23 protein-coding genes are annotated in these 22,301 nt (G+C 35.2%); 6 read left to right on the top strand and 17 right to left on the bottom strand.

Going from position 1 to position 22,301, the window contains the following annotated elements; genetic code table 11:
• Window positions 1-171: 171 nt before the first annotated feature.
• The 6 genes from pstC to pnpS all read left to right on the top strand — a co-directional run bounded on the left by pstC (window position 172) and on the right by pnpS (window position 6,052).
• Window positions 172-1,074 carry a phosphate ABC transporter permease subunit PstC gene (gene pstC, locus ACECE_RS0225590; RefSeq protein WP_051033607.1) on the top strand — a complete coding sequence of 301 codons (903 nt, stop codon included), beginning with the start codon at window positions 172-174 and terminating at the stop codon, window positions 1,072-1,074.
• A gap of 2 nt (window positions 1,075-1,076) precedes the next feature.
• A complete protein-coding gene (pstA, locus tag ACECE_RS0225585; protein ID WP_040429022.1) occupies window positions 1,077-1,904 on the top strand; it encodes a phosphate ABC transporter permease PstA in 828 nt (275 codons plus the stop codon).
• Between the two features lie 26 nt (window positions 1,905-1,930).
• Window positions 1,931-2,692 carry a phosphate ABC transporter ATP-binding protein PstB gene (gene pstB / locus ACECE_RS0225580; protein WP_010252633.1) on the top strand — a complete coding sequence of 254 codons (762 nt, stop codon included), beginning with the start codon at window positions 1,931-1,933 and terminating at the stop codon, window positions 2,690-2,692.
• Window positions 2,693-2,805: 113 nt separating this feature from the next.
• Window positions 2,806-3,480 carry a phosphate signaling complex protein PhoU gene (phoU, locus tag ACECE_RS0225575; RefSeq protein WP_010252632.1) on the top strand — a complete coding sequence of 225 codons (675 nt, stop codon included), beginning with the start codon at window positions 2,806-2,808 and terminating at the stop codon, window positions 3,478-3,480.
• Window positions 3,481-3,581: 101 nt separating this feature from the next.
• Window positions 3,582-4,292 carry a response regulator transcription factor gene (locus ACECE_RS0225570; protein WP_010252631.1) on the top strand — a complete coding sequence of 237 codons (711 nt, stop codon included), beginning with the start codon at window positions 3,582-3,584 and terminating at the stop codon, window positions 4,290-4,292.
• Entirely contained in the window at window positions 4,289-6,052 is a 1,764-nt protein-coding gene (gene pnpS / locus ACECE_RS0225565; protein ID WP_010252630.1) for a two-component system histidine kinase PnpS, read from the top strand. Before ACECE_RS0225570 ends, pnpS begins: the two co-directional genes overlap by 4 nt.
• A gap of 120 nt (window positions 6,053-6,172) precedes the next feature.
• On the opposite strand, the gene ACECE_RS0225560 is transcribed toward pnpS, so the two are convergent.
• From ACECE_RS0225560 to ACECE_RS0225480, 17 genes are all read right to left on the bottom strand, one after another.
• Entirely contained in the window at window positions 6,173-8,035 is a 1,863-nt protein-coding gene (locus ACECE_RS0225560) for a serpin family protein (protein WP_010252629.1), read from the bottom strand.
• Between the two features lie 169 nt (window positions 8,036-8,204).
• The gene (locus ACECE_RS0225555; RefSeq protein WP_010252628.1) at window positions 8,205-9,326 is read right to left on the bottom strand and encodes an amidohydrolase family protein; all 1,122 of its coding nucleotides are present in this window, start codon (window positions 9,324-9,326) and stop codon (window positions 8,205-8,207) included.
• Between the two features lie 76 nt (window positions 9,327-9,402).
• Window positions 9,403-9,711: a DUF6514 family protein gene (locus ACECE_RS0225550; protein WP_010252627.1), complete on the bottom strand. Its 309-nt coding sequence runs from the start codon at window positions 9,709-9,711 to the stop codon at window positions 9,403-9,405.
• A gap of 44 nt (window positions 9,712-9,755) precedes the next feature.
• Entirely contained in the window at window positions 9,756-11,228 is a 1,473-nt protein-coding gene (locus ACECE_RS0225545) for a CehA/McbA family metallohydrolase domain-containing protein (protein ID WP_010252626.1), read from the bottom strand.
• Between the two features lie 279 nt (window positions 11,229-11,507).
• Entirely contained in the window at window positions 11,508-11,717 is a 210-nt protein-coding gene (locus ACECE_RS28835) for a hypothetical protein (protein WP_010252625.1), read from the bottom strand.
• A gap of 243 nt (window positions 11,718-11,960) precedes the next feature.
• The gene (locus tag ACECE_RS0225535) at window positions 11,961-12,764 is read right to left on the bottom strand and encodes a TlyA family RNA methyltransferase (protein ID WP_010252624.1); all 804 of its coding nucleotides are present in this window, start codon (window positions 12,762-12,764) and stop codon (window positions 11,961-11,963) included.
• 39 nt (window positions 12,765-12,803) lie between these two features.
• Window positions 12,804-14,666, bottom strand: coding sequence for a 1-deoxy-D-xylulose-5-phosphate synthase (gene dxs / locus ACECE_RS0225530; protein WP_026074006.1), 1,863 nt, complete (start codon window positions 14,664-14,666; stop codon window positions 12,804-12,806).
• 24 nt (window positions 14,667-14,690) lie between these two features.
• Entirely contained in the window at window positions 14,691-15,329 is a 639-nt protein-coding gene (locus ACECE_RS0225525) for a hypothetical protein (protein WP_010252620.1), read from the bottom strand.
• 994 nt (window positions 15,330-16,323) lie between these two features.
• The gene (locus tag ACECE_RS0225520; RefSeq protein ID WP_026074005.1) at window positions 16,324-16,764 is read right to left on the bottom strand and encodes a divergent PAP2 family protein; all 441 of its coding nucleotides are present in this window, start codon (window positions 16,762-16,764) and stop codon (window positions 16,324-16,326) included.
• 97 nt (window positions 16,765-16,861) lie between these two features.
• The gene (locus ACECE_RS0225515; protein ID WP_010252615.1) at window positions 16,862-17,755 is read right to left on the bottom strand and encodes a polyprenyl synthetase family protein; all 894 of its coding nucleotides are present in this window, start codon (window positions 17,753-17,755) and stop codon (window positions 16,862-16,864) included.
• Between the two features lie 47 nt (window positions 17,756-17,802).
• A complete protein-coding gene (gene xseB / locus ACECE_RS0225510) occupies window positions 17,803-18,030 on the bottom strand; it encodes an exodeoxyribonuclease VII small subunit (RefSeq protein ID WP_010252613.1) in 228 nt (75 codons plus the stop codon).
• Between the two features lie 9 nt (window positions 18,031-18,039).
• Window positions 18,040-19,269 carry an exodeoxyribonuclease VII large subunit gene (gene xseA, locus ACECE_RS0225505; RefSeq protein WP_010252611.1) on the bottom strand — a complete coding sequence of 410 codons (1,230 nt, stop codon included), beginning with the start codon at window positions 19,267-19,269 and terminating at the stop codon, window positions 18,040-18,042.
• 156 nt (window positions 19,270-19,425) lie between these two features.
• The gene (nusB, locus tag ACECE_RS0225500) at window positions 19,426-19,851 is read right to left on the bottom strand and encodes a transcription antitermination factor NusB (RefSeq protein WP_010252609.1); all 426 of its coding nucleotides are present in this window, start codon (window positions 19,849-19,851) and stop codon (window positions 19,426-19,428) included.
• Between the two features lie 70 nt (window positions 19,852-19,921).
• Window positions 19,922-20,152, bottom strand: coding sequence for a DUF2273 domain-containing protein (locus ACECE_RS0225495; RefSeq protein ID WP_010252608.1), 231 nt, complete (start codon window positions 20,150-20,152; stop codon window positions 19,922-19,924).
• A gap of 14 nt (window positions 20,153-20,166) precedes the next feature.
• Window positions 20,167-20,715: an alkaline shock response membrane anchor protein AmaP gene (amaP, locus tag ACECE_RS0225490; protein ID WP_010252606.1), complete on the bottom strand. Its 549-nt coding sequence runs from the start codon at window positions 20,713-20,715 to the stop codon at window positions 20,167-20,169.
• 303 nt (window positions 20,716-21,018) lie between these two features.
• Window positions 21,019-21,423: an Asp23/Gls24 family envelope stress response protein gene (locus ACECE_RS0225485; protein ID WP_010252604.1), complete on the bottom strand. Its 405-nt coding sequence runs from the start codon at window positions 21,421-21,423 to the stop codon at window positions 21,019-21,021.
• A 127-nt stretch (window positions 21,424-21,550) separates the two neighbouring features.
• On the bottom strand, window positions 21,551-22,258 hold the full coding sequence (locus tag ACECE_RS0225480; RefSeq protein ID WP_010252602.1) for a SpoIIIAH-like family protein: 708 nt from the start codon (window positions 22,256-22,258) through the stop codon (window positions 21,551-21,553).
• Between the last annotated feature and the right edge of the window lie 43 nt (window positions 22,259-22,301).

The raw sequence follows: 22,301 nt of genomic DNA, 5'->3' as shown, positions 1-22,301 counted from the left end.
TATTCGAATATAGATTGGTAGAACCCATACACTTTATCTTTGGTAAAATATTTTTAACAATTAAAAAACTAAGAATTAGTTGTGCAATAAAGCTTTAGATTGGTTGGTGATATATTAATGGCAATAAATGAAATAGCTGAACATTCAGATAACAAGTCAATAAATGCCCCAATGTACCTAGATAAGGATGCCAGCGTTAAAAACAAAAATAAAAAATACAAATCAATATTTGAGACACTGACAGAAAAAACATTTTTAATATGTTCTCTTATCTCTATACTATCACTTATTATTATAACTGTTTTTATTTTTGCAAACGGTATTCCTATTTTTTTTAAAGTAGGTTTAACGGACATTATTTTCGGTATGGAATGGAAACCACTTGAAGGTAAGTTTGGCATATTTCCAATGATATTGTCGTCTCTGATGGTCACTCTTGGAGCCACTTTGATAGGTGTTACAATTGGATTAATGACAGCAGTCCTTCTAGCAGAAATTTCACCTAAAAGACTTTCTGGAATAATAAGACCAGCAGTTGATCTGTTGGCAGGAATTCCATCTGTAGTATATGGATTTTTTGGACTTATTGTTTTAGTACCTTTAATTGATAGAAATTTTGGAGGCGGGGGTAACAGCTTGTTAGCAGCAATTATTATTCTCGGAATAATGATACTCCCCACAATAGTAAGTATATCAGAAACGTCAATAAGAGCTGTTCCCAAAGAATATAAAGAAGGTTCTCTGGCATTGGGAGCCTCACATATTGAGACTATTTTTAAAGTTATTCTACCGGCTGCAAAATCTGGTATTTTTGCAGCAATTGTACTTGGCATGGGAAGAGCTATTGGCGAAACAATGGCTGTAATTCTTGTTATCGGAAATACACCTCAAATTCCCAATTCCCTTTTTGACCGCGCCAGGACCCTTACTTCAAACATTGCAATCGAAATGGGATATGCACAGGGACTACACCAGGAATCACTTTTTGCTACAGGAGTTGTACTGTTTATATTTATCATGATCTTGAATATTATCCTGAATGTATTTATCCGCAAGGCAGGTGAAAGCAATTGAAGATGAGGAAGATAAAAGATAGATTTTTAAAAGCACTTATTTGGCTCTGTGGGCTTATAACAGTAGGCATATTGGCCTGGATTCTTATATACATTTTAATTAATGGAATTAGCCACCTGAGCCTCGATTTTGTTTTTTCCCAATACAAAGGAACTAAACACGGAATCTTGCCAATGATTGTAAATACTCTATATATAGTTTTATTGTCTGTAATCATCTCAACACCTATAGGTATATTTTCTGCCATTTACCTTGTAGAATACTCAAAACCTGGCAAGATACTCAAGCTGATTCGTTTTGCAACAGAAACACTACAAGGAATACCTTCGATAATTTACGGACTGTTCGGATTTATCTTTTTTGTGACTTCCCTAAAGTTCGGGTTTTCACTTTTAGCGGGAGCATTAACTTTAAGTATTATGGTTCTTCCAACAATAATTCGAACAACGGAAGAAGCACTCAAAACTGTACCCGTATCTTTTAGGGAAGGAAGTCTTGCTTTAGGTGCAACCAAACTTCAAACTATCATCAGAGTCGTACTACCAAGTGCAATTCCAGGTATACTGAACTCAGTTATACTTAGCATAGGTAGAATTGTTGGCGAAACAGCCGCTGTATATCTTACTGCAGGTATGGTTGCAAAATTTCCACAAGGTGTTATGGATTCAGGCAGAACGCTGTCTGTCCATTTGTATATGCTGGCAAAAGAAGGGCTTTCATTTGAAGAAGCTTTTTCAACTGCAACAATTCTTATAATTACAGTTGCAATAATCAATTCTATTACCAGTTTAATAGCAAAAAGAATAAAAAAATCTACTATAGGAACATAATAAAGCAAGGAAAGGACGTCAGCAAGATGGTTAATAATAAAATAAAGGTATCTGCCAAAGACCTAAACCTGTTTTACGGGAGCAGTCACGCATTAAAAAACATAAATATAAATATTTTTGACAGGCAAGTCACTGCTTTGATTGGGCCTTCGGGCTGTGGTAAATCTACATTTTTGAAGTCACTCAACAGAATGAATGATTTGGTCCCAAGTGTTAAAATTACGGGAGATGTTTACTTCGATGGTTTGAACGTGTATAAGGAATATGATATAGTTGAATTAAGAAAACGGATAGGCATGGTATTTCAAAAACCCAATCCGTTTCCAATGTCAATATATGAAAACATTGCATATGGGCCTAAAATACATGGTATAAAGTCAAAATCAAAGCTTGACGAAATTGTTGAAAAAAGTTTAAAAGGTGCGGCACTTTGGGATGAGGTAAAAGACCGTCTTAAGCAAAGTGCTTTAGGACTATCGGGAGGACAGCAGCAAAGACTATGTATAGCAAGAGTGTTAGCAGTAGAACCTGATGTAGTGTTGATGGATGAACCCACTTCAGCACTCGATCCCCTGTCAACTTTGAAAATTGAAGACTTAATAGAAGAACTAAAAAGTAATTATACTATAATTATTGTTACACATAATATGCAGCAAGCAGGCCGTATATCCGACAAAACAGCGTTCTTTCTGCTTGGAGAAATTGTGGAATATGACAGTACGGAAAAGATATTCAGTACTCCAGCAGATAAAAGAACTGAGGATTATATTACAGGTAGATTCGGCTAGGATAATGAAATAACAACTTCCTCAAGATTTATTCCAAATAGGCCCTGTAAAGATCGGAAGTAAAATTTCATTTACCCCTTTATACATAACATTTTAAGGAGATGTGAAAGTTTATGACAAGAAGTTTTTTTGATAGAGAGCTTGAAGAATTGCATATGGATATGATATCGATGGGTAGCCTTGTAGAAGAATCTATCGAAAACACCATAATTGCTTTAAAAAAGCAGGATATAGAGCTGGCAAGAAAAATATTTATGAATGATGATGTTATTGATGATCTTGAGAAAAAAATAGAAAGGCGCTGTCTGAACCTTATCGCCCGTCAACAGCCTCTGGCTAAAGATCTACGGACTATAAGTGCTGCTTTGAAGATTATTACCGATATGGAGAGAATTGCTGACCATTCAGCAGATATTGCTGAAATAACTTTACGGATGGCCAATGAAAAATATATCAAGCCGTTAATAGATATTCCCAAAATGGCTGAGCTTGCAAAACATATGGTTAACAAATCAATTGATGCCTATATTAAGCAGGACATTGATCTCGCTAAATTTGTATGCAATAGTGATGACGAGGTTGATGATTTGTTTATGAAAATAACACTTGAACTTATAAATATTATTAAAAATGATCCTGGATCAGTTGAACAGGCTATAGATTTCATACTAATCGCAAAATATCTTGAACGTATGGCTGATCACGCTACAAACATCGGAGAATGGGTTGTTTATAACGTAACAGGCGAACATGATCATTTGGCCAGGGATTCTCATCAAGCTGAATGAAATAATTCAACTACGAAATAGGGATATCTGTAAATAAAGACTTGTCAATTGCCGTATCAAGAAACTTTCTTGATACGCATAGATAACAGGATGGTGGATATATGTCAAAAAAGTTGATTTATGTTGTTGAGGACGAAAAACACATTCAGGAATTAATTGGATTTAATTTAAAAGAAAACGGATATGATGTTAAATGCTTTGATAGTGGCGAGACTATGCTCAGTGAATGTCAAAACATGAAACCGGATTTATTTCTTTTGGATATAATGCTGCCGGGTATTGATGGTCTTGAGGTTTGTAGGAGAATTAAAGAAAGCTCTTCACTAAAAAAAATACCCATCATTATGTTGACTGCAAAAAATGATGAGTTTGATAAGGTTTTAGGCCTAGAACTTGGTGCCGAAGATTACATTACAAAACCCTTCAGCGTAAGAGAGCTTATTGCAAGAATAAAAGTTATATTCAGACGGCAAGCAGATTCAGTTGAAACTAACCCTGAAAAAATTAAAGTTGGCAAAATAACAATAGACGTTGCAAGACATGAAGTTTATAAAGAAAAACAACTCATTGAAATGACCTATAAAGAATTTGAACTATTGAAACTTTTGATCTTAAATAAAGGAATAGTCCTGTCACGTGAATTGCTTTTAGAGAAAATATGGGGTTTTGACTATTATGGCGAAACACGAACTGTAGATGTACATATAAGATATCTAAGACAAAAAATCGAGGATGACGACAATTCACCTGTGTATATAGAAACCGTCAGAGGTGTAGGATACCGATTTAGCGATAAAGAGGATAAAGTATGAAGAAGAAAATCTTTAAATATTATTTGATTTTGATAGCAATTGTTTTAACCCTTACAGTTATTTTTACTTCTCAAATTTCTAAAAAGTACTACAAATCTGAGGTTGAAAACAAGCTTAAAAATATAGGCTTTTCAATACAATACTATTTGTTGAACTTAAGTGATGAATCTATGATTGATTATAACTTTATCGCAAAAGACTTTGCGAGCAATCAAAATCAAAATAGCAGTTACCCAGATAATAATCTTAGAGTGACTTTCATAGACTATTCCGGAAATGTTTTAGGAGATTCTGAAGCTGATTATACTAAAATGGAGAACCATTCTACTAGAAAAGAAATTCAAGAAGCTATAAAAGGAAGTATTGGAAAGGATATTCGCAGCAGTACAACAATAAACTCTGATTTATTATATATGACAATTCCGGTTAAGCAATTAAAAGTCATCGTTCGGGTTTCCGTCCCACTCATTCAGCTAAATATTATCGACAGAATGGCTTGGTTCTATTCCATCCTGATAATTTTATCAGCGCTGATTTTAACTGTATTCATTTCTTCAAGAATAGCAGAGTCATTGATACGGCCGCTTAATGATATAGTCCATGCTTCAAAAGAAATATCTAACGGAAACTATTCAAAGAGAATACTATTGACTTCAAATGATGAATTAGGCCAGCTTGCTCTTCAATTTAATGAAATGGCTTCAAAACTTGAAAAAACAATATTTAACCTTAACAATAAAAAAGTTGAAGTTGAGTCCATAGTTGAAAACATTACATATGGCATCGTTGCAGTTGATAGTAACAATAAGATTATATTAATTAATCCTGCTGCCTTTGACGTTTTTAACATGGACAAAAACGCCAAAGTTACCAGTGATATCCTATCAGCCCATATTAGAAATAACCGGTTAAACCTTATTTTAAAAGAATCTGTAGAGCAAAACTCTCCTCTTGAATCCGAAATTACATTTGACGAAAAAGTTCTACTCATTAAAACATCACCTATAAGGCCTAAAAACGATAGTCTTAGCAACTCCGGATGGATTATATCTATTCAAGACATAACAAAGATAAGAAAGCTTGAGCAGCTACGAACTGAATTTGTTTCAAATGTAACACACGAACTCAAAACTCCGATTACTTCAATAAGGGGATTTATTGAAACTCTAAAAAGCGGCGCTATCAATAAGCCTGATGTATCTGAAAGATTTTTAGATATTATTGATATCGAAGCCGAGCGGCTTCATGAATTAATAAACGATATTCTGTCTTTGTCTGAAATTGAGAACAAACTTAGCGACACTGACCTGGAAAGCTTTAGTTTAAAATCTATTATTGATGGTGTGTTTGAAGTTATGGAAAATATAGCAATTGAGAAAAATGTACTTCTCAATAACACTGTAGATGAAAAAATACTAATTAAAGCAAATAGAAACAGAATGAAACAACTAGTATTAAACCTTGTTGATAATGCAATTAAATACAATATTCCAACCGGCTCAGTAACAGTTGATGCCCAAAGGGTCGGAGGAAAAGTTGTAATTTCCGTTAAAGATACCGGAATTGGTATACCTCCTGATCATATACCGAGAATATTTGAACGTTTTTACAGGGTTGACAAAGGAAGGTCTAGAGACATGGGAGGCACAGGTTTAGGACTTTCAATAGTAAAGCACATTGTTAACTTATATAATGGAGACATTAAAGTCAGTAGTGAGGTTGGTAAGGGAACAGAATTTATAATTCAACTCCCCACCTAACAAGCTTCTTTTAGGTCGTATCAAATATATTTTTATCAAGTTTGGAAGCATTGCATCAAATTTAAGTAAAAGGACACACTGATAAATTCAATGTGTCCTTTCTAAATCAAAGGCACTCTCCTAAAAATCAACAACCTTACCCATAAAGAGAATAGTACCGGTTACGTTATCTGCAATTATAAACATAAATGGCTTGTCAGCGATAAAGGAGTTTGGCATTCCCGAGCCAAATAATCCTATTATTGTTACAGCTGCAGCCTCTGCTCCTTTTTCATTTATATCAATTACAGCTTTGTGTGTTACACTGTCTATCCAAACATTTTCGCCAATTCCGGAGAAATCGGCATTTCTTGAAAACGCTTCACCCATGCCTAAATCCGCTAGTTTCTGTTTCACATTTTGAGGTTTGTATTCAAACTTAAAGCGCGGAATACTTAAATTAATATCTGACCCATGTGAAAGCTTACTCTTTATTTCAGTCCACTTATTATTATCAAATTCAGCAATAAAATCGTTTACATTACTGGCTTCAGGAAGAATACAGTACATCGAAATACTTCCTGAACCATATGGAAGTTCAATAGCTCTGAATTCATCGTTTTCAGCATAATTGTAATCATCGAATTTATGCATCATTTGTACTGTCTCTTTTTTACCATTGATATTCGTAAAAGTGCCTTCTGTTGTTTGACTGATATCAAATTGATCTGTCCAGTTACCTTTAAAATATATCGCATTTATAAGGTTCATTACAGTTTCTGCAGGGATAGGTGGTTCAACCATGTTGCTTATCTTTCCTTTTGTTGCATCAGAAATCCACTTATTCATAACATCACATGAAGAAGGATCGGAGAAATCAAGGTAAGAACATTGTGCATTAAAGACTTCCTGGTTTTTTGATATAAAGCTCTCTTTTGCTTCAAAGCCTTCCCTGAGCCATATTGAGTTGGCAACATTCAGTTCAACCTGAGGATATAAGTTTTTGAAGTATTTCAAATGATCTATATAACTTTGATTAATTTCTTCATTACTCATTCCCGTGTAATTAAGCGCTTTTGCAATAGAATCCTTAGTAGTAGTACCTGCACCTTGGTATACCATTGATAAAGCCATAGATATGCTAAATGGTGAGAAAAATACGTTTTTACACGAATCTTCTTCACTGAATTTCTTAAAAAGATCTGCAGCAAACTTGGTATTTCCATCTACAAAGTTCTTATTAACTGTTGCACCAAACGGAACAGGTGTTGGAGCTATAACTGAATCACTGGTGAAATAGAACTCAGTAACACTTGTATCATATACTATGAAATTAAAATAATTTCTTTTACTCAGTGTATCGTCTAATTGATACTTTATTTGTTTACTCATAAGAGCATGTGTTACTGGGTTAGGTCCAACATATTTCTCGATTTTTACTCCTGATGTTGTGTAATTAAATTGAGAAGAATCCGATGTGGAAGACACAAGTTGACCTTCATCCGCAATTCTGTATCCTCCATCAGGGAAGGTTATGTTTGCCTGTATGTATCTTTTGGCATTTAAATATGATCCGGATGAACAATCTATTACAAGACTTAAAGCAACATCTTCCGGTTGTGGGATATAAGGAATCCATTCCTCTTGTGGAGTAGGACTTGATGATATTGTTGGAGTAGGGCTCGGTGTAACGTTAGATGTACCCGGTATAAATGGTAATACCTTAGTCATCCCCAACAAATATCTTCTTAAAATTGCAAAGTCAAGTGAATTAATAGAGTTATCCTGATATATATCAGCGTATTTTTCCCAGTCAGTTCCCTGCGAGCCATTGCTTGTTCCAACCAAGTATCCTCTTAGTAAAGCAAAATCAATTGAATTTACTGAACCGTCACTGTTTAAATCACCGTAAAGCCCTTCTGCACATAATGGAATTGACGCAAAAAGTTGGCAAAGCATGACGACAGTTAGTATTAAAGACCCGACCTTTAACACTTTACACATAAAAATACCCCCCTAGTTTTATAAATAAATATTTATGGAATTACAGTTAAATTATATTATATGTTCAACTCAATTGCTAGTATATCTGCAAGTTAATCCCAATAATTTTTAGTGCCCATATCCTAACTACAGTCTCTCACGGATTGGCAATGCAAAAAAACAATAATGATTAAACGGTAGCCCATAATTGTCGATTTATCATGTTATTTCGCTCCATACATAAAATTCTCTTTCCGTTTACAAACATCTGTTCAACAAAAGGTATTCTATCACCTACAAGGACTAAATCAGCCTGTTTTCCACACTCAATAGAGCCTAATTTATCATCAATACCTGCGGCTTTAGCCGGATTTAGGGTAGCCATATTTACTGCACTATACATATTAATTCCATGTTTATAATGCAAAACAAATATTGCATGAATAATTGATGAAGGAACATAATCAGAACAGAGAATATTTGCACCTCCACTCTTAACTGCATCAACATAACGCATATTTCCAGCATTCATATCTTCATTGACAATGTTTGGTGCTCCAACAACTACATACTGCCCTTCTTTTTCTGCAGACTTGAAATCAAGCGGTAGCTCACTTATTGTAACCCCATCGCTTTTCATTAATACAATTTCTTCATGCGAATCATCATAGTATGTCATAATAGGTATTTTATGTTTTTTTGCCTTCTCAGCCAACAAATCAATAAAATCCAATAGTTGTGGATCGTTTGTTTTTTCCACATCTTTATTGACTCTTTCTTCATATTCATCCTTATGATTAACAAACGAGATTACGTTTACATTCCCAGTATCTACCACTTCCATTAGTTTTGGGCAAAACTTCTTACCAGTAATATCATATCTTGCATTTACAAAATGCCTTAAAAGTCCATACCTTTTTAAATTATTAATTCCTTTTATATTGGAAAAAACTCCATCAGTATTGTGAACATCTGAACTTGAACTTACATCATTAACTGTTAAGGAGTGATAAATTGAAGTAACTCCGTGTAATAAGAACCTGTTCTCCAGAGAAAAAAGCACAATTTTTAGAGGCATAAAAACCCCCCGTTTAGGTTCCATTTCTTTTTCAATTACATCACTGCGCAAATCAACTATTCCAGGCAAAAGCCACTTACCTTTTGCATCAAATACAGTTGAACCTGACCGAACATATGACCTGCAACATTCTTCTATACATTCTATAATTCCATTTCTAATAAGAACGCACCCGTTATTAATAACCTCATGGGGTGTTACAATTTTGGCATTAATCACCATATAATCTTTCATACTCTTCACTCCTCTCCTTTTATATAAATTTAGCTAAAAAAAGAGCATTTCGCTCTTTTTTCAATGTGCATATTTTTTATAATTCAATAAGCTCGTCCAATACGAACAAAAGTTGAACAGGTGTTACTGTATTCCTTGCCAATATACTTAATATCCCCTGAGTCTTTTCCTTGCTATTGGACAGATTCGTAACTGTTTCACTTTCAGCATAGCTATCTCTTTCTTTCTTGCTGATCTCTACCCCATAAGCTTTGTCTTCTCTATAACCATATCTCTGATCATATTCACTTTCAACCAAATAGTATTCTAATTGAATCTTGCTTGAAGTCCTCATTAATTCACATAAGTCCAATTCAACTCTTTTCTCTAAATACTTGCTTATCATATTATCCTCCCCTTGAGCAAACACATAGCTTAAATATAATATTATTACTTTACTGAAACGAAAACTGGATTAGAATAAAACCATAAATCAGCATAAGCTTTGTTAGCATTATTTGCACCAACTAACTCATCACATAATGGATTACCTTCAGCATCTGTTTCATTAGCCACCCCAACACCAAGATTGGTCCCCCTTAAACGAAAGTACTTACTGTTATCAATATTATTCACATTATATTTAATAGTAATCCATCCGCTATCGTCTTTTTTCCAATTCTTTGCACTAAACCTTGCAATAACTTTAGTTGTTTCATTAGTATCCTTACTATATCCGTAAGTACCTGGGCTAGCTTTACCCGTCACATCACCTGCAATCAAATCAATATGATCCACATTGACCTTATCACCATTGTTATTACACTTCGGGCTTTTGAATCTTATTGTGATTTGTATATTGTCACCTTTTGATACTTTCAAATTCTCTCCCATTACCGCTTTTTTCTTATTTTTCTGAACACTAAATTCCAATCCATTGATTAAATCTCCCTCAACAGCAAAGGAATTACCTGAGCGAAATCCTGAAACCAGTGACTTATAGTCATTGCCTGTAACAAAAGTATAGTTTTTTTCATACTCACCAGGCCAGAAATCACCGTCAGTATTATGAAAATCAGAATTGGCAAATACCCAAAAATTTCTGCCTTCACCTAAAAGTGAATCCCATAGCCCGCCAACTTTTGCTACCATATAGTCTACACCGCCATAAGTCTTTGCCTTATTATCACTACTCTCGTAACCGCCACGACTGCTTTCCTTTTGATGTCCAGGGATTCCTTCAAATCCGAAAGCCACATTTGGTGCAGCATCATTAAAATCACGAATATCCGTTACTAAGTACTTAAGCTTCCTCGATGGGTGGTTTAGAATGAAATAGCTTGAATCTTTATAATTATCTTCCAGCCATTTTGCTCCTTCAACTGCATCTTCATGAGTTGTATTATTCTTGGTTATTCCTTCATTTGATCTGCTTGTATCTTTATCACTCGCATCAAAAATGTATTCAAAATTACTAATCGCTGCTGGTCCGGTGGAGATGATTCCCACACTAGCATGCTCATGGGATGGAACATTCCACTCTACACCTTGTATAAGCTTTTTATTGGAGTATTCTTCTCTAAGCGCGCTAATAATAGGATAAGAATAGTAGCTTAGTGTAATCCAACGTGAAACCGGTGAAGGAAAAGCATTTCCAAATGGATCATTTTTAGAAGTTCCACCATGTTCAGAATTAGCCATCCAATCCAAACCATATTTGCTAAAAGCATTTTTTACCACTTCTTCTTCCTTTTCACTGCCATCTGTCAGAAAGGTATGTGTATGGAAATCACCAGTTACCCATTTGCCCGTATAATCTATTGATTTTCTTTGTGCATATATACCAGGCGCTCCGAATGCTGAAATCACCAATATGCTTCCAATCGCTACAGCTCCTATCTTCTTCTTAGTTTCATTTTTCATTGTTTTGCCTCCTTATTAATTATTTATTTGCATAATACTACTTCTTTATAAAAAACTTATTGGTTTTCTGTTAGAATTTGTTAAGTTACTTTTAAATCTTTGTAAAATTGCTCTGAATACTTGCTATATCTATAATATTTTGGCATTAATACTTTTTTGGAATATGATAATAGATTAGAATAAAACTTGAAATAAAAAATTCATAATTTCGGACGATGAAAATCGAAAATTCCCTGAAATGTTTTGGATAAGACTTTTGCGCATTCAATAAGTGAAATTTTAATCAACTAAAAGTTTACATTTAGAACCTTTGCCATTGTATATTAAACATTCTGAATCATTTATAATGTTGGAAATTTCAGTGTTATTATGTTCAACACAATCTTCACAAACTAAATTTATATGCCTAATCTTTTTAATTTCATTTTCTGGCAAGTTGTACATTACAGTACCACAGCACCTGCACCTCATTGTTACAAACCTATACATATACTTCCTCCTTCTTATAATCAACTCTACATTTCATGCACTTATATTAAAAGCTATTGGTTAAGCCTAAATTAACAACAGTTAAAAAGACTGTTAATTATAAAGATCTTTAGCTTATTTACTGAAATTATATTCCTATCTTGAATTATATTTTTCACTGTTTTTATTTCTACTCCCTTATAAAAAAAATAAAAACTGCACTTTAGGATGCAGTTTTTTACACTAATGCTTTTTCATACTTAATTACAACTCATGAGACTTCTCAACAACATAAACAGAATCATTATATAAACCTTCTAAATCATCTCTGCCATCTTTCTTACTAAGATAAATAAGATACTCAATATTCCCTTCAGGCCCCTTTATAGGTGAGAAATCCAATCCCCTTACCTTAAGCCCGATTCCCAAAGAAAAATTGATAATATCCTTTATAACATCTTCATGAACCTTCGGATCCCTTACAACACCATGTTTGCCTACTTTATCCCTGCCTGCTTCAAACTGTGGCTTAATCAAGCACATCAATTCGCCTTCCTCGGTTAGCAGCTTAACTGCCACAGGAATTACTTTCTTTAGTGAAATGAACGAAACATCAACTGATGCAAAATCAACCAACGTCCCCAATTGTTGGGGTTCAACATATCTGATATTGGTACGTTCCATACATACGACGCGTTCATCGTTCCTTAGCTCCCACGCCAACTGGCCGTATCCTACATCTACAGAAAAGACCTTTGCTGCCCCGTTCTTTAGCATACAGTCGGTAAATCCTCCTGTTGAAGCTCCTATGTCCATTGTTGTCTTGCCTTTTAAATCTATATTAAAAGATCTTATCGCCTTTTCAAGTTTCAGGCCTCCCCTGCTTACATAGGGATGTACATTCTCTTTTATCACAATCTCTGAATCCACATCAACCTTTACCCCAGGCTTGTCCTCTTTGTTGCCACATACAAAAACAACACCTGCCATTATTGAACTTCTTGCCTTTTCCCTACTTTCAAAAAGTCCCTTGCTTACAAGCAAGACATCAAGTCTTTCCTTTTTCAAAATCAAACCTCCAAATTTCTAAAAAATAGGCATTCTATATTATACTCTGCTCTTGTTTACTATCTTGAGTACATCATTCACTATTGACTGCTCTTCAAGCCTGTATATGCTTTGAAGTTCGTTTTTTGAACCATGAGGTATGAATTGATCAGGATATCCAAACATCTTAGTCTTTATATTTATTCCCTTCTGATTCATTGTCTCAAGCACCTTGCTTCCAAATCCACCCGCTATAGCATTATCCTCAATGGTTATGACACGCCTTGTCTTGATAGCAGAATTTAGAAGAAGGTTTGTATCAATAGGTTTGATAAACCTCGAATATATTACATCGCAAGAAATATCCAGCTTTTCAAGCATATCAGCTACATTTAGTGCTGTCTCCAGCTTATTTCCAATTGCAGCAATGGTTATGTTATTGCCTTCACGTACAAGAACGGATTGTCCATACTTAACGTTGGGTGTATCAATAAGCTTCTCCGGCCCTCTCCCTCTTGGATACCTTATTGCAATCGGCCCATTATGCTCTTCTAATGCATATTTTAACATCTGAGTAAAATCGTTGTAGTCACATGGAGCCAAAATAGTGATATTAGGAATATGACTTAAAAAGGATATATCATATATCCCCTGATGAGTTTCTCCGTCTTCGCCTACAATTCCGGCTCTGTCTATAGCAAATACAACATGGAGATTCTGTATTGCAACATCATGAAGTACCTGATCATATGCCCTTTGCAAAAATGAAGAATATAGTGCAACAACAGGCTTCATACCACTTCTGGCAAGTCCAGCTGCAAAAGTAACCGCGTGCTGTTCTGCAATACCTACATCGAAAAACCTTTCCGGAAACTTCTTAGAAAAGAGCTCCAATCCTGTTCCATGCGGCATTGCTGCTGAAATTGCTACGACACTTTCATCATTTTGGGCTATCTTGGAAAGCTCGCGACCAAAGATTTCAGAATAGCCTGGTCCCCCGTGTGAAATTACTTCACCCGTCTCAATCTCGAAAGGAGCAATTCCATGGAAAACATGAGGGTTTTCTTCAGCATATGTATACCCCTTTCCCTTCTGAGTTGATACATGTAAAAGCACAGGACCTTTAATTCCCTTTGCCACTGTTAACAGCTTTTCAAGTTCTGTTATATTATGCCCATCGACAGGACCTAAATACTTAAATCCCAGTTCTTCAAAAATTATTCCCGGCATTATTGCGTACTTAATTGATCCCTTAACCCTGCCAAGTGCTTTCGCAGCACTTTTTCCAATTGCAGGTATTTTGTTTAACATAAGGTCAATATCCTCTTTAACCTTAAAGTAAAATGGTTCAGTCCTTATCTTGCTTAAATATTTGGATAGCCCACCTACATTCTTGGAAATAGACATTTCATTGTCATTCAAAACTACAATAAAATTATTAGGGAAACGCCCTGCATTATTCAATGCTTCAAACGCCATCCCCCCAGTTAGGGCTCCATCTCCAATCACAGCAATTACCGAGTTATTTTCCTTTTTCAAGTCCCGTGCCTTTGCAATTCCGAGAGCAGCAGAAATAGAAGTGCTGCTGTGGCCCGTATTGAATGAGTCATGCTCACTTTCATTTACCTTTGGAAAACCCGATAGCCCTCCTAGTTTTCTTAACGTATCAAATTTATCTTTTCTTCCTGTAATTATTTTATGAACATAAGACTGGTGACCAACATCCCAGACAATCTTGTCAGTAGGTGAATTAAATACACGATGAAGAGCTAAAGTCAGCTCTACTACACCCAGGTTGGATGCAAGATGTCCCCCTGTTTTCGATACCTTTTCAATCAAAAACATTCTTATCTCAGCAGCCAATTCATTTAGTTCTTCCAGATTGAGCTTTTTTACATCATCTGGTGAGTTAACTTTGTCCAAAAAGTTAGCCAAATAGGTTTCATCTCACTTTCGGTTATTTTTCGCCTTAGGCTTAAACTTTATATAGCTTATTCTTCCAATTAAAAACTTTAATATTACAGCAACTTTATAAACGATATAATTGCTTTTCTCTATTGCTACTGTCTTGCCGATGGCCTTTCCCCCAATAGTCAGAGATGCAACTGTACCGGTAATTCCAATGCTTGCAAGTGTTTCTGCCGTACTGCTTGATCCCATCGCAATTTTTACCACTATAAAACTACTGGCAGCACCGCTGATAACACCACATATATCACCTACAACATCGTTACATATGCTGGAAACTTTGTTGGCATTTCTTATTAGCTTAATAGCCTGTTTTGCTCCATACATCTTCCTCGATGCCATGGCATGAAATGGAGTTTCATCTGCGGCCGTCATCGCTATGCCTATAATATCAAAAACAATACCAATCAGTATTATAATAAGCACTATAAGAAACGATATGTATATATGCGCATCTTCTAAAAGTGTTGAGGATATAATCGATAAACTTGAAGATAGTACAAACGTAAGTAATGTTACAAAAATGACCCATCTTCTGTTTTCTTTTTTTGAACCTACAACATTGGCTCGAAACTTTACTTTTCTTTCATTTGCAGGATGTTTATAATTGTCATCCACCAAGCTTCCCTCCGAATGTCAAGTAAATGAATAGATTCACTACAATCCTCACAAAATACATATATAGATAACCAACTGTATTTGCTTTACATTTGGATATCCTAATTAAATACAGGGTGGAAATACACTGAGTAAATTTTGCGGCTTAGGTCAGGCATGGTTTCCACAGTTGGTGCTGAAATGTCGCCAAATCAGCGGTTTCCCTTTAAACCAACCGCCACATTGTTTCCAATAGTGGGGCCTGATTACCACTTAGTCCACACTGCAATCCCCAGTGTATCTCTTAACAGAACAGTCTAGGAGTTTTCCCCGACAGTCTGACCGATTCCTAGCCTCTTTTGCAAAGGTGGTTTCAAACTGCTTTAGTGTACTTGTATCGGCCAATACTTGTACACCTGACCATTATCCACCAACTTCACTCAAGGCAGGCTACTCTGTTCACAGCACCTTAACGGAACCGCCTAACAGGTTTACTCCCTTCTCGTGGTTGAGGTGGCACATTAATGAGCAAAAATGCTCACAGTGTCTTTTCTTCCACAAGGTAGGGTCTCCACGGTAGAGGGGTCAACGCCCGCATGCCATTGCAGATCGCCCCTAAACCTTAACTCCCAGCATCAGCCCACTACTGGGCGTAACAAGCCAACACAAGGAACTTCATCGATGTGCCCTTAAACGGATTTTTAGGCCCGTCTTCAGAACCGGCAGTACTGACTAGAATACTGCGCCACCCTGATTATTAAGCAATTTTTTAAGTACTAGACCGAAAAAATTGAATAATTTGTATAACAAGTAATTATTATACCATACAAATTTTGTGGGATAAAGAATCGCAATAATCTATATATCCCCTTTAACCTTAAATAAAAGCTTTTATTTTGCGGCAATAGTATTATAGTTATTAATGCCCTGATTTTATTCCATATGCTCCTGTATTTAATTGTATTATAAACTCTTTAATTTTACTTCATCAAAGGAAATACAATATTTATCCATACTATCCAAGCCAAATTCCCATAATAATTCCTAAAAACGCACCCATAACTACTTCGAAAGGAGAATGCCCCAATAACTCCTTCAATTTTTCATCAAAGTTAATATTATCGTTATGTGAGTAAATAAGCTGATTTAATGCCTTTGCCTGCTTGCCTGCAGCTCTTCTAACCCCAGCCGCATCATACATAACTATCAAAGCTACCGCTATTGCCATACCAAACTCCGCTGAACCTAATCCTTTAATTTTACCAATAACAGTAGCAAGTGATACAATAAATGCCGAATGTGAACTGGGCATACCTCCAGAACCTACAAATCTGGTAAAATCAATCTTTTTACTAGTTAAAAGGACATTAATAACTTTTAGAAGCTGTGCCAAAAACCAAGCAAAAGCCGGTACTGTTATAGCTTTGTTGTGCAGTATCGCATTTACTATCTCCACCTGTTCAAATCCCCCTGTAACCCAAAAATGAAAACCTAGGGGCATTTAACCCCTCTCGATAATAGGACACTTGTTTTTCAAATTCCTTAATTAATAATTACATTTCCCTCACAATTAGATATTCTGCAAGTTCTCTTAAAAAATTAGCATTTGGACCAAATTTTCCGATATTTTTTATTGCTTCCTCAGTAGTTTCCCTTAACATTTGTTTTGATTTTTCAAGTCCATAAAGGCTTACATAAGTTGTCTTCTTATTGGACTCATCACTGCCTACCTTCTTTCCAAGCTTTTCTGTGCTTCCTTCAACATCCAGTATATCATCCTTTATCTGGAAGGCCAAACCCAAATTCCCGGCATATGCTTCCAAACTTCGAAGGTCCTCCTCAGACGCATTGCAAATAATTGCAGAGGAAACAACAGGAGCTTTTATTAATGCACCGGTCTTACACTTATGCATATACTCAAGAGTTTCGTAGGCAACTTCTTTATTCTCTGATTCTGTATCTATTACCTGACCCGCAATCATACCATGTATTCCAGATGATTTTGCAATATAGGACATAGCCTTTACCTTTTGTACAGCATTATTACAATTATCTGTTGCCGTGCTTTCAATCATCAACTCAAAGGCAAGGTTTAAAAGACCATCACCAGCCAAAATAGCTATTGCCTCACCAAACTTCTTGTGGTTTGTCAGTTTCCCTCTTCTGAAGTCATCATTGTCCATTGCTGGAAGGTCATCATGTATAAGTGAGTATGTATGAACCATTTCAATAGCACAGGCAAACGGCATAACCTCGTTTATATCCCCGCCAAGTAATTCACATACTGCAAGTGCAAGAACTGGTCTAAGCCTTTTTCCTCCTGCTAAAAGACTGTACCTCATTGCACTGTAAACCGATTTTTCCAACAAGTCATTTTCCTTTACGTAGTTATCCAAAAATGCGTTTACAAGGTCTGCATAACGTTGCTGATTTTCTTTAAAATTCATCCTTATCCCCCGTCTTATCAAGCTAATACTTAGGAATACCTAAAATATCACTTAATAAAATCTTCTTCTTTTACTTCACCGTTTTCATTTTCCACGAGTACGGTTATTTTTTTCTCAATCTCATCGAGCATTTTACTTAAGTCTTTTGAAAGGGTAACACCTTTTTGAAATATCTCTATAGATTCATCAAGTGACATTTCACCTCGTTCAAGCTTTTCAACGATGTCTTCAAGTTCACCTAGAGACTTCTCAAAATTTTTCTTTTCCTTAGCCATAACTAACTCCTACCTACCCTTCACACTATTTACTGTGCACTCCAAATTTCCATCCTCCAAGTTAACCTCTATTTGCTCCCCTGCCCTTACATCATTTATAGACTTAACTACGTGTTTATCATCCGCAGCTTTCACAATGCTGTAACCCCTTGATAATATGGTCAGAGGACTTAAGGCATCAAGCTTTCCTATAAGAAACTGGAGTCTTGACCTTGATCTCTCCTTTTTTACTAAGAATGCCTTTTTAAGGTCCTTATTCAGTATATCAAGCTTCATTCTCTCCTGATATACCCGGTCATAGGGTTGTCTGAAAACGGCTGCATTCTTAAGTTCATCAAGTCTCTTTCTCTTTATTTTAACATTTCTTAATAATGCACTTCGAAATCTAATTTCAAGTTCACTTATCCTGTTAACCAGCATATGCTTTTCAGGCATTACTATCTCTGCAGCTGCCGATGGAGTTGGAGCACGTACATCTGCAACAAAGTCACAAATTGTATAGTCTGTATCATGGCCTACTGCCGATATTACAGGAATTTTAGAGTTAAATATGCTTCTTGCAACAATTTCCTCATTAAAAGGCCAGAGCTCCTCTAAAGATCCCCCACCTCTTGCAACTATTATAACATCAACACATTTAAGCTCATTTAGTTTATTAATAGCCCTGCTTATTTCTTTAGCAGCACCTGCTCCCTGAACTTTTACAGGAAATATTTTAATATTGGCATTATAGAATCTTCTATCAAGAACATTAATTATATCACGGATAACTGCCCCAGTTGATGAAGTTACTACTCCGATTGAACCCGGCATGAAAGGTATGCGCTTTTTAAAACTGTTGTCAAAAAGGCCTTCCTCGGAAAGTCTCTTTTTTAACTGTTCAAATGCAATATGAAGATTGCCTACACCGTCACTGATCATTTCCTCGGCATAAAGCTGATACTGACCATCCCTTTCAAACAGTGAAACATACCCTCTTATTATAACTTTCATACCATTCTCGGGCATAAACTTCAAATAAGAGTTTTGTGTCCTGAACATAACACACTTAATTAGACTGTTTTCATCCTTAAGTGTAAAATACATATGCCCTGAGGAATGATTTTTGAAGTTGGAAACTTCACCTCTTACCCAAAGGTTTGAAAGGATCATATCCCTTGATATGATTTCCTTAATGTACCTGTTTACCAAAGATACTGATAATATATTTTCAAAAGCACCAGTTAAAGTTTCCAGCATGCGCTCACCTAAAGCCGTTTTAATATAATTTTTTGTATCTAATACTTTTCAACATTACAAGTTTTAATTCTTCACAATGTCAAAAATGCACTCTTAAGATAATTTCTATCACAACAACCCACCTTAATAAGGTGGGTTGTAAAAATTCTAATATTTTTACATATTGTCTGTCTCACTAGGCAAAACACTTACTTTTGAAACCTTACCTAATATTCCATTAATAAATGAGCTGCTTTCTTCGCCACTATAATTTTTAGCCAACTCAACTGCTTCATTTACAGATACATTAAACGGAATATCATTCCTGAAACTTATCTCATATATACTAAGCCTTAAAATAGACAAATCAACCTTTGAAATTCTTGAGAGTTTCCAGCCTTTTGAATACATCTCAATAGTTTTGTCTATCTGTTCGAGGTTCTTAAATACACCTTCTACAACATCAGTAATATAGTTTGTATCATTTTCAGTTACATTCTCTTGTTCGAGGGTCTGCCTTATCTGCTCTTCCCTGGAGTCCTTTTGAATCTCCAACTGATACACGAGCTTCATTGCAATTTCCCTGGCTGCCCTTCTTCCCATTAACCTTGTACCTCCTCAATTAGTGTGAGCAAATTTATGATAGATATTATTAATTCATTTTACCATAAATTCACCTATATGTACCCGGCGGTAATATTCTATCCAACAAATTTCTTAAATAGTCCTTGTCCTGCGAAATCTTTTTTCCAATATAATAACCTATTAATACACATAATGCAATAAACAATGTCTGAAAAAATCCAGCAATAAGAGTACACAATGCAAATATTAATCCGCCTAAGGCACCGTTTATTTCTCCAAAATGTGCTTTATAGAAAGCAAGCAACTTTTCCCAACTCATAATATATACCTCTCCTATTCAACCCTCGATTTGTACCCGGTATATACATTTTCTACAGAAACTTTTACTCCTGTAACATTGATACCGGAAGTTTCTTCAACAGCTTTCTTCACCTTGTTTTGAAGCTCTTCTGACAGGGTTGGGATATGAATATCAGCTAATACAACTGCCTTGATATATATTGAAACATCTTCTCCTAATTTGTTAACATAGGCCTTCGTCTCCTTTACACCATTGAATTTGCGAGACGCTGCCAAAGCTATGTTTTCAATAGTATTGAGTGATATCCTGATTTCTCCTACATTGTTAACCTTGCTGATAAATTTTTTCTCTTTCTCACTTTTGACTCCCGATAACAAGAAAACTATACTTAGTGAAAAGAATATCAATTCAATCATAAACATGAGAATATTTGAAGCCCTGTTTGGTAGAACATATTCATTGATATAACTTGTTATGCTTGTAAACAAATCATGCCTTAATGTCATAGCCATTAATATCACAGATACCACTGTCAGGCAAAAAGCATAGATTGCCAAAATCGTCCTAAAAATAATATTCATAAGTAATCTGTCACCTCTTCACATTTTTCTTTTGTTTTAGAAAACAGTAATACTACAATTGTTAATAAAAAATTAAACTTTTATACTACATTTTTTAGCAATATTCTATTCATACATTTATATTACCAAATTCAAACAATACAAAATAACACTCAATAGCATATATTTATACAATAATATTATATTTTATTTTTGGAAAAAAATAAACCCTAGAAGGGTTATTAATTTAAATTTTAGGGTAAGTAAACCGCAACTTCCTCTAATATTAAAAAAAGGTAATAATTACATACAGTCGCGTAGAATTTACTTAACCCTCGAAACTTCCTCGACAATCTCTTTTTTATTGTCCTTTTCTATGTTCACACCTTGAACATGAATGTTTATTTCTATTACTTCAAGTCCTGTCATAGTCTCAACAGCATTTTTAACTTTCTCCTGTATATCCCAAGAAACATCAGGAATCCTACAACCATATTCAACTATAATATATAAATCAACGGCAGCTTCTTTTTCTCCAACCTCGACTTTTACTCCCTTTGATAAGTTCTTTCGTCCAAGGATTTCTGCAATTCCGCCGACAATTCCGCCACTCATACCTGCAACACCTGGTACATCCATAGCAGCGAGCCCCGCAATTATAGCAACAACCTCTTCAGATATTTTAACATTTCCTATTTCATCATTATTACCTTGGACAATTTCTTCCATCCGGTTTCCCTCCCTGTAGTATCATGTAAGAAGCCTGATACACAGATATTATATCACCACAGTGCATTGATATCAACAAATTATAGCCGAAGTTTATTTTTTAACACTTATTTACAAATTTCTCGAATCAAAAAATATCTCTTACATGAATATTAGCAATCGATACATTTGCCTGTCTTGCAGCAATATCTGCAATCTGTGTTGCTTCTGCATCTGTAAGACTTTGTGTTTTTACAACGATATCAAGACTTCCATCATCTGCCACAAACACAACTACATCACTAAAACCTTTTTCTTTAATCAGTGTTTCTATTGCCATTTCTCTTTCAGAGCTATCTATTATCGCCAACATCTTATCATTAGCCTGCGACTTAAGCTCTTTGCTTGATTCAGGATCTCCTATTATACCTTGAAGTTCATCTTTATTTTTACCTCTTGTTACATCTCTATCCATTTTTGCCTGTGCAAAAAAATCATTTGCCACTTTTGATGCTTGAACAGTTTTTTTACTATCTGCTTTTTTGTTATCTTCTTTTTTGTTATCTTCTTTTTTGTTATCTTCTTTTTTATTGTCTTCTTTTTTATTGTCTTCTTTTTTATTGTCTTCCTTTTTGATATCTTTGTTAGCTGTATCCCCAGTTGTTTCAGCTACTTCATTATCTAGCACCTCAGTGTTATCTACATAAACTGCTTCACCAAGTCTTGGAGAATCGCTGTCTGCTATTTCACTCACAGAAATACTGCTTTTCTTATAGCTGTATTGTAAATACCCTGCTATTACTATCATCATAACCAATGATAAAACCACAATTTGCTTTCTTTTAAAAACCATCATCAAGGAATCCCCCTTCATTTTTTAAGTTTTTTATAATATATAT

This window comes from Acetivibrio cellulolyticus CD2, assembly GCF_000179595.2.
GTDB lineage: Bacteria > Bacillota > Clostridia > Acetivibrionales > Acetivibrionaceae > Acetivibrio > Acetivibrio cellulolyticus.
This window is presented reverse-complemented; position numbering and strand designations above follow the sequence as displayed.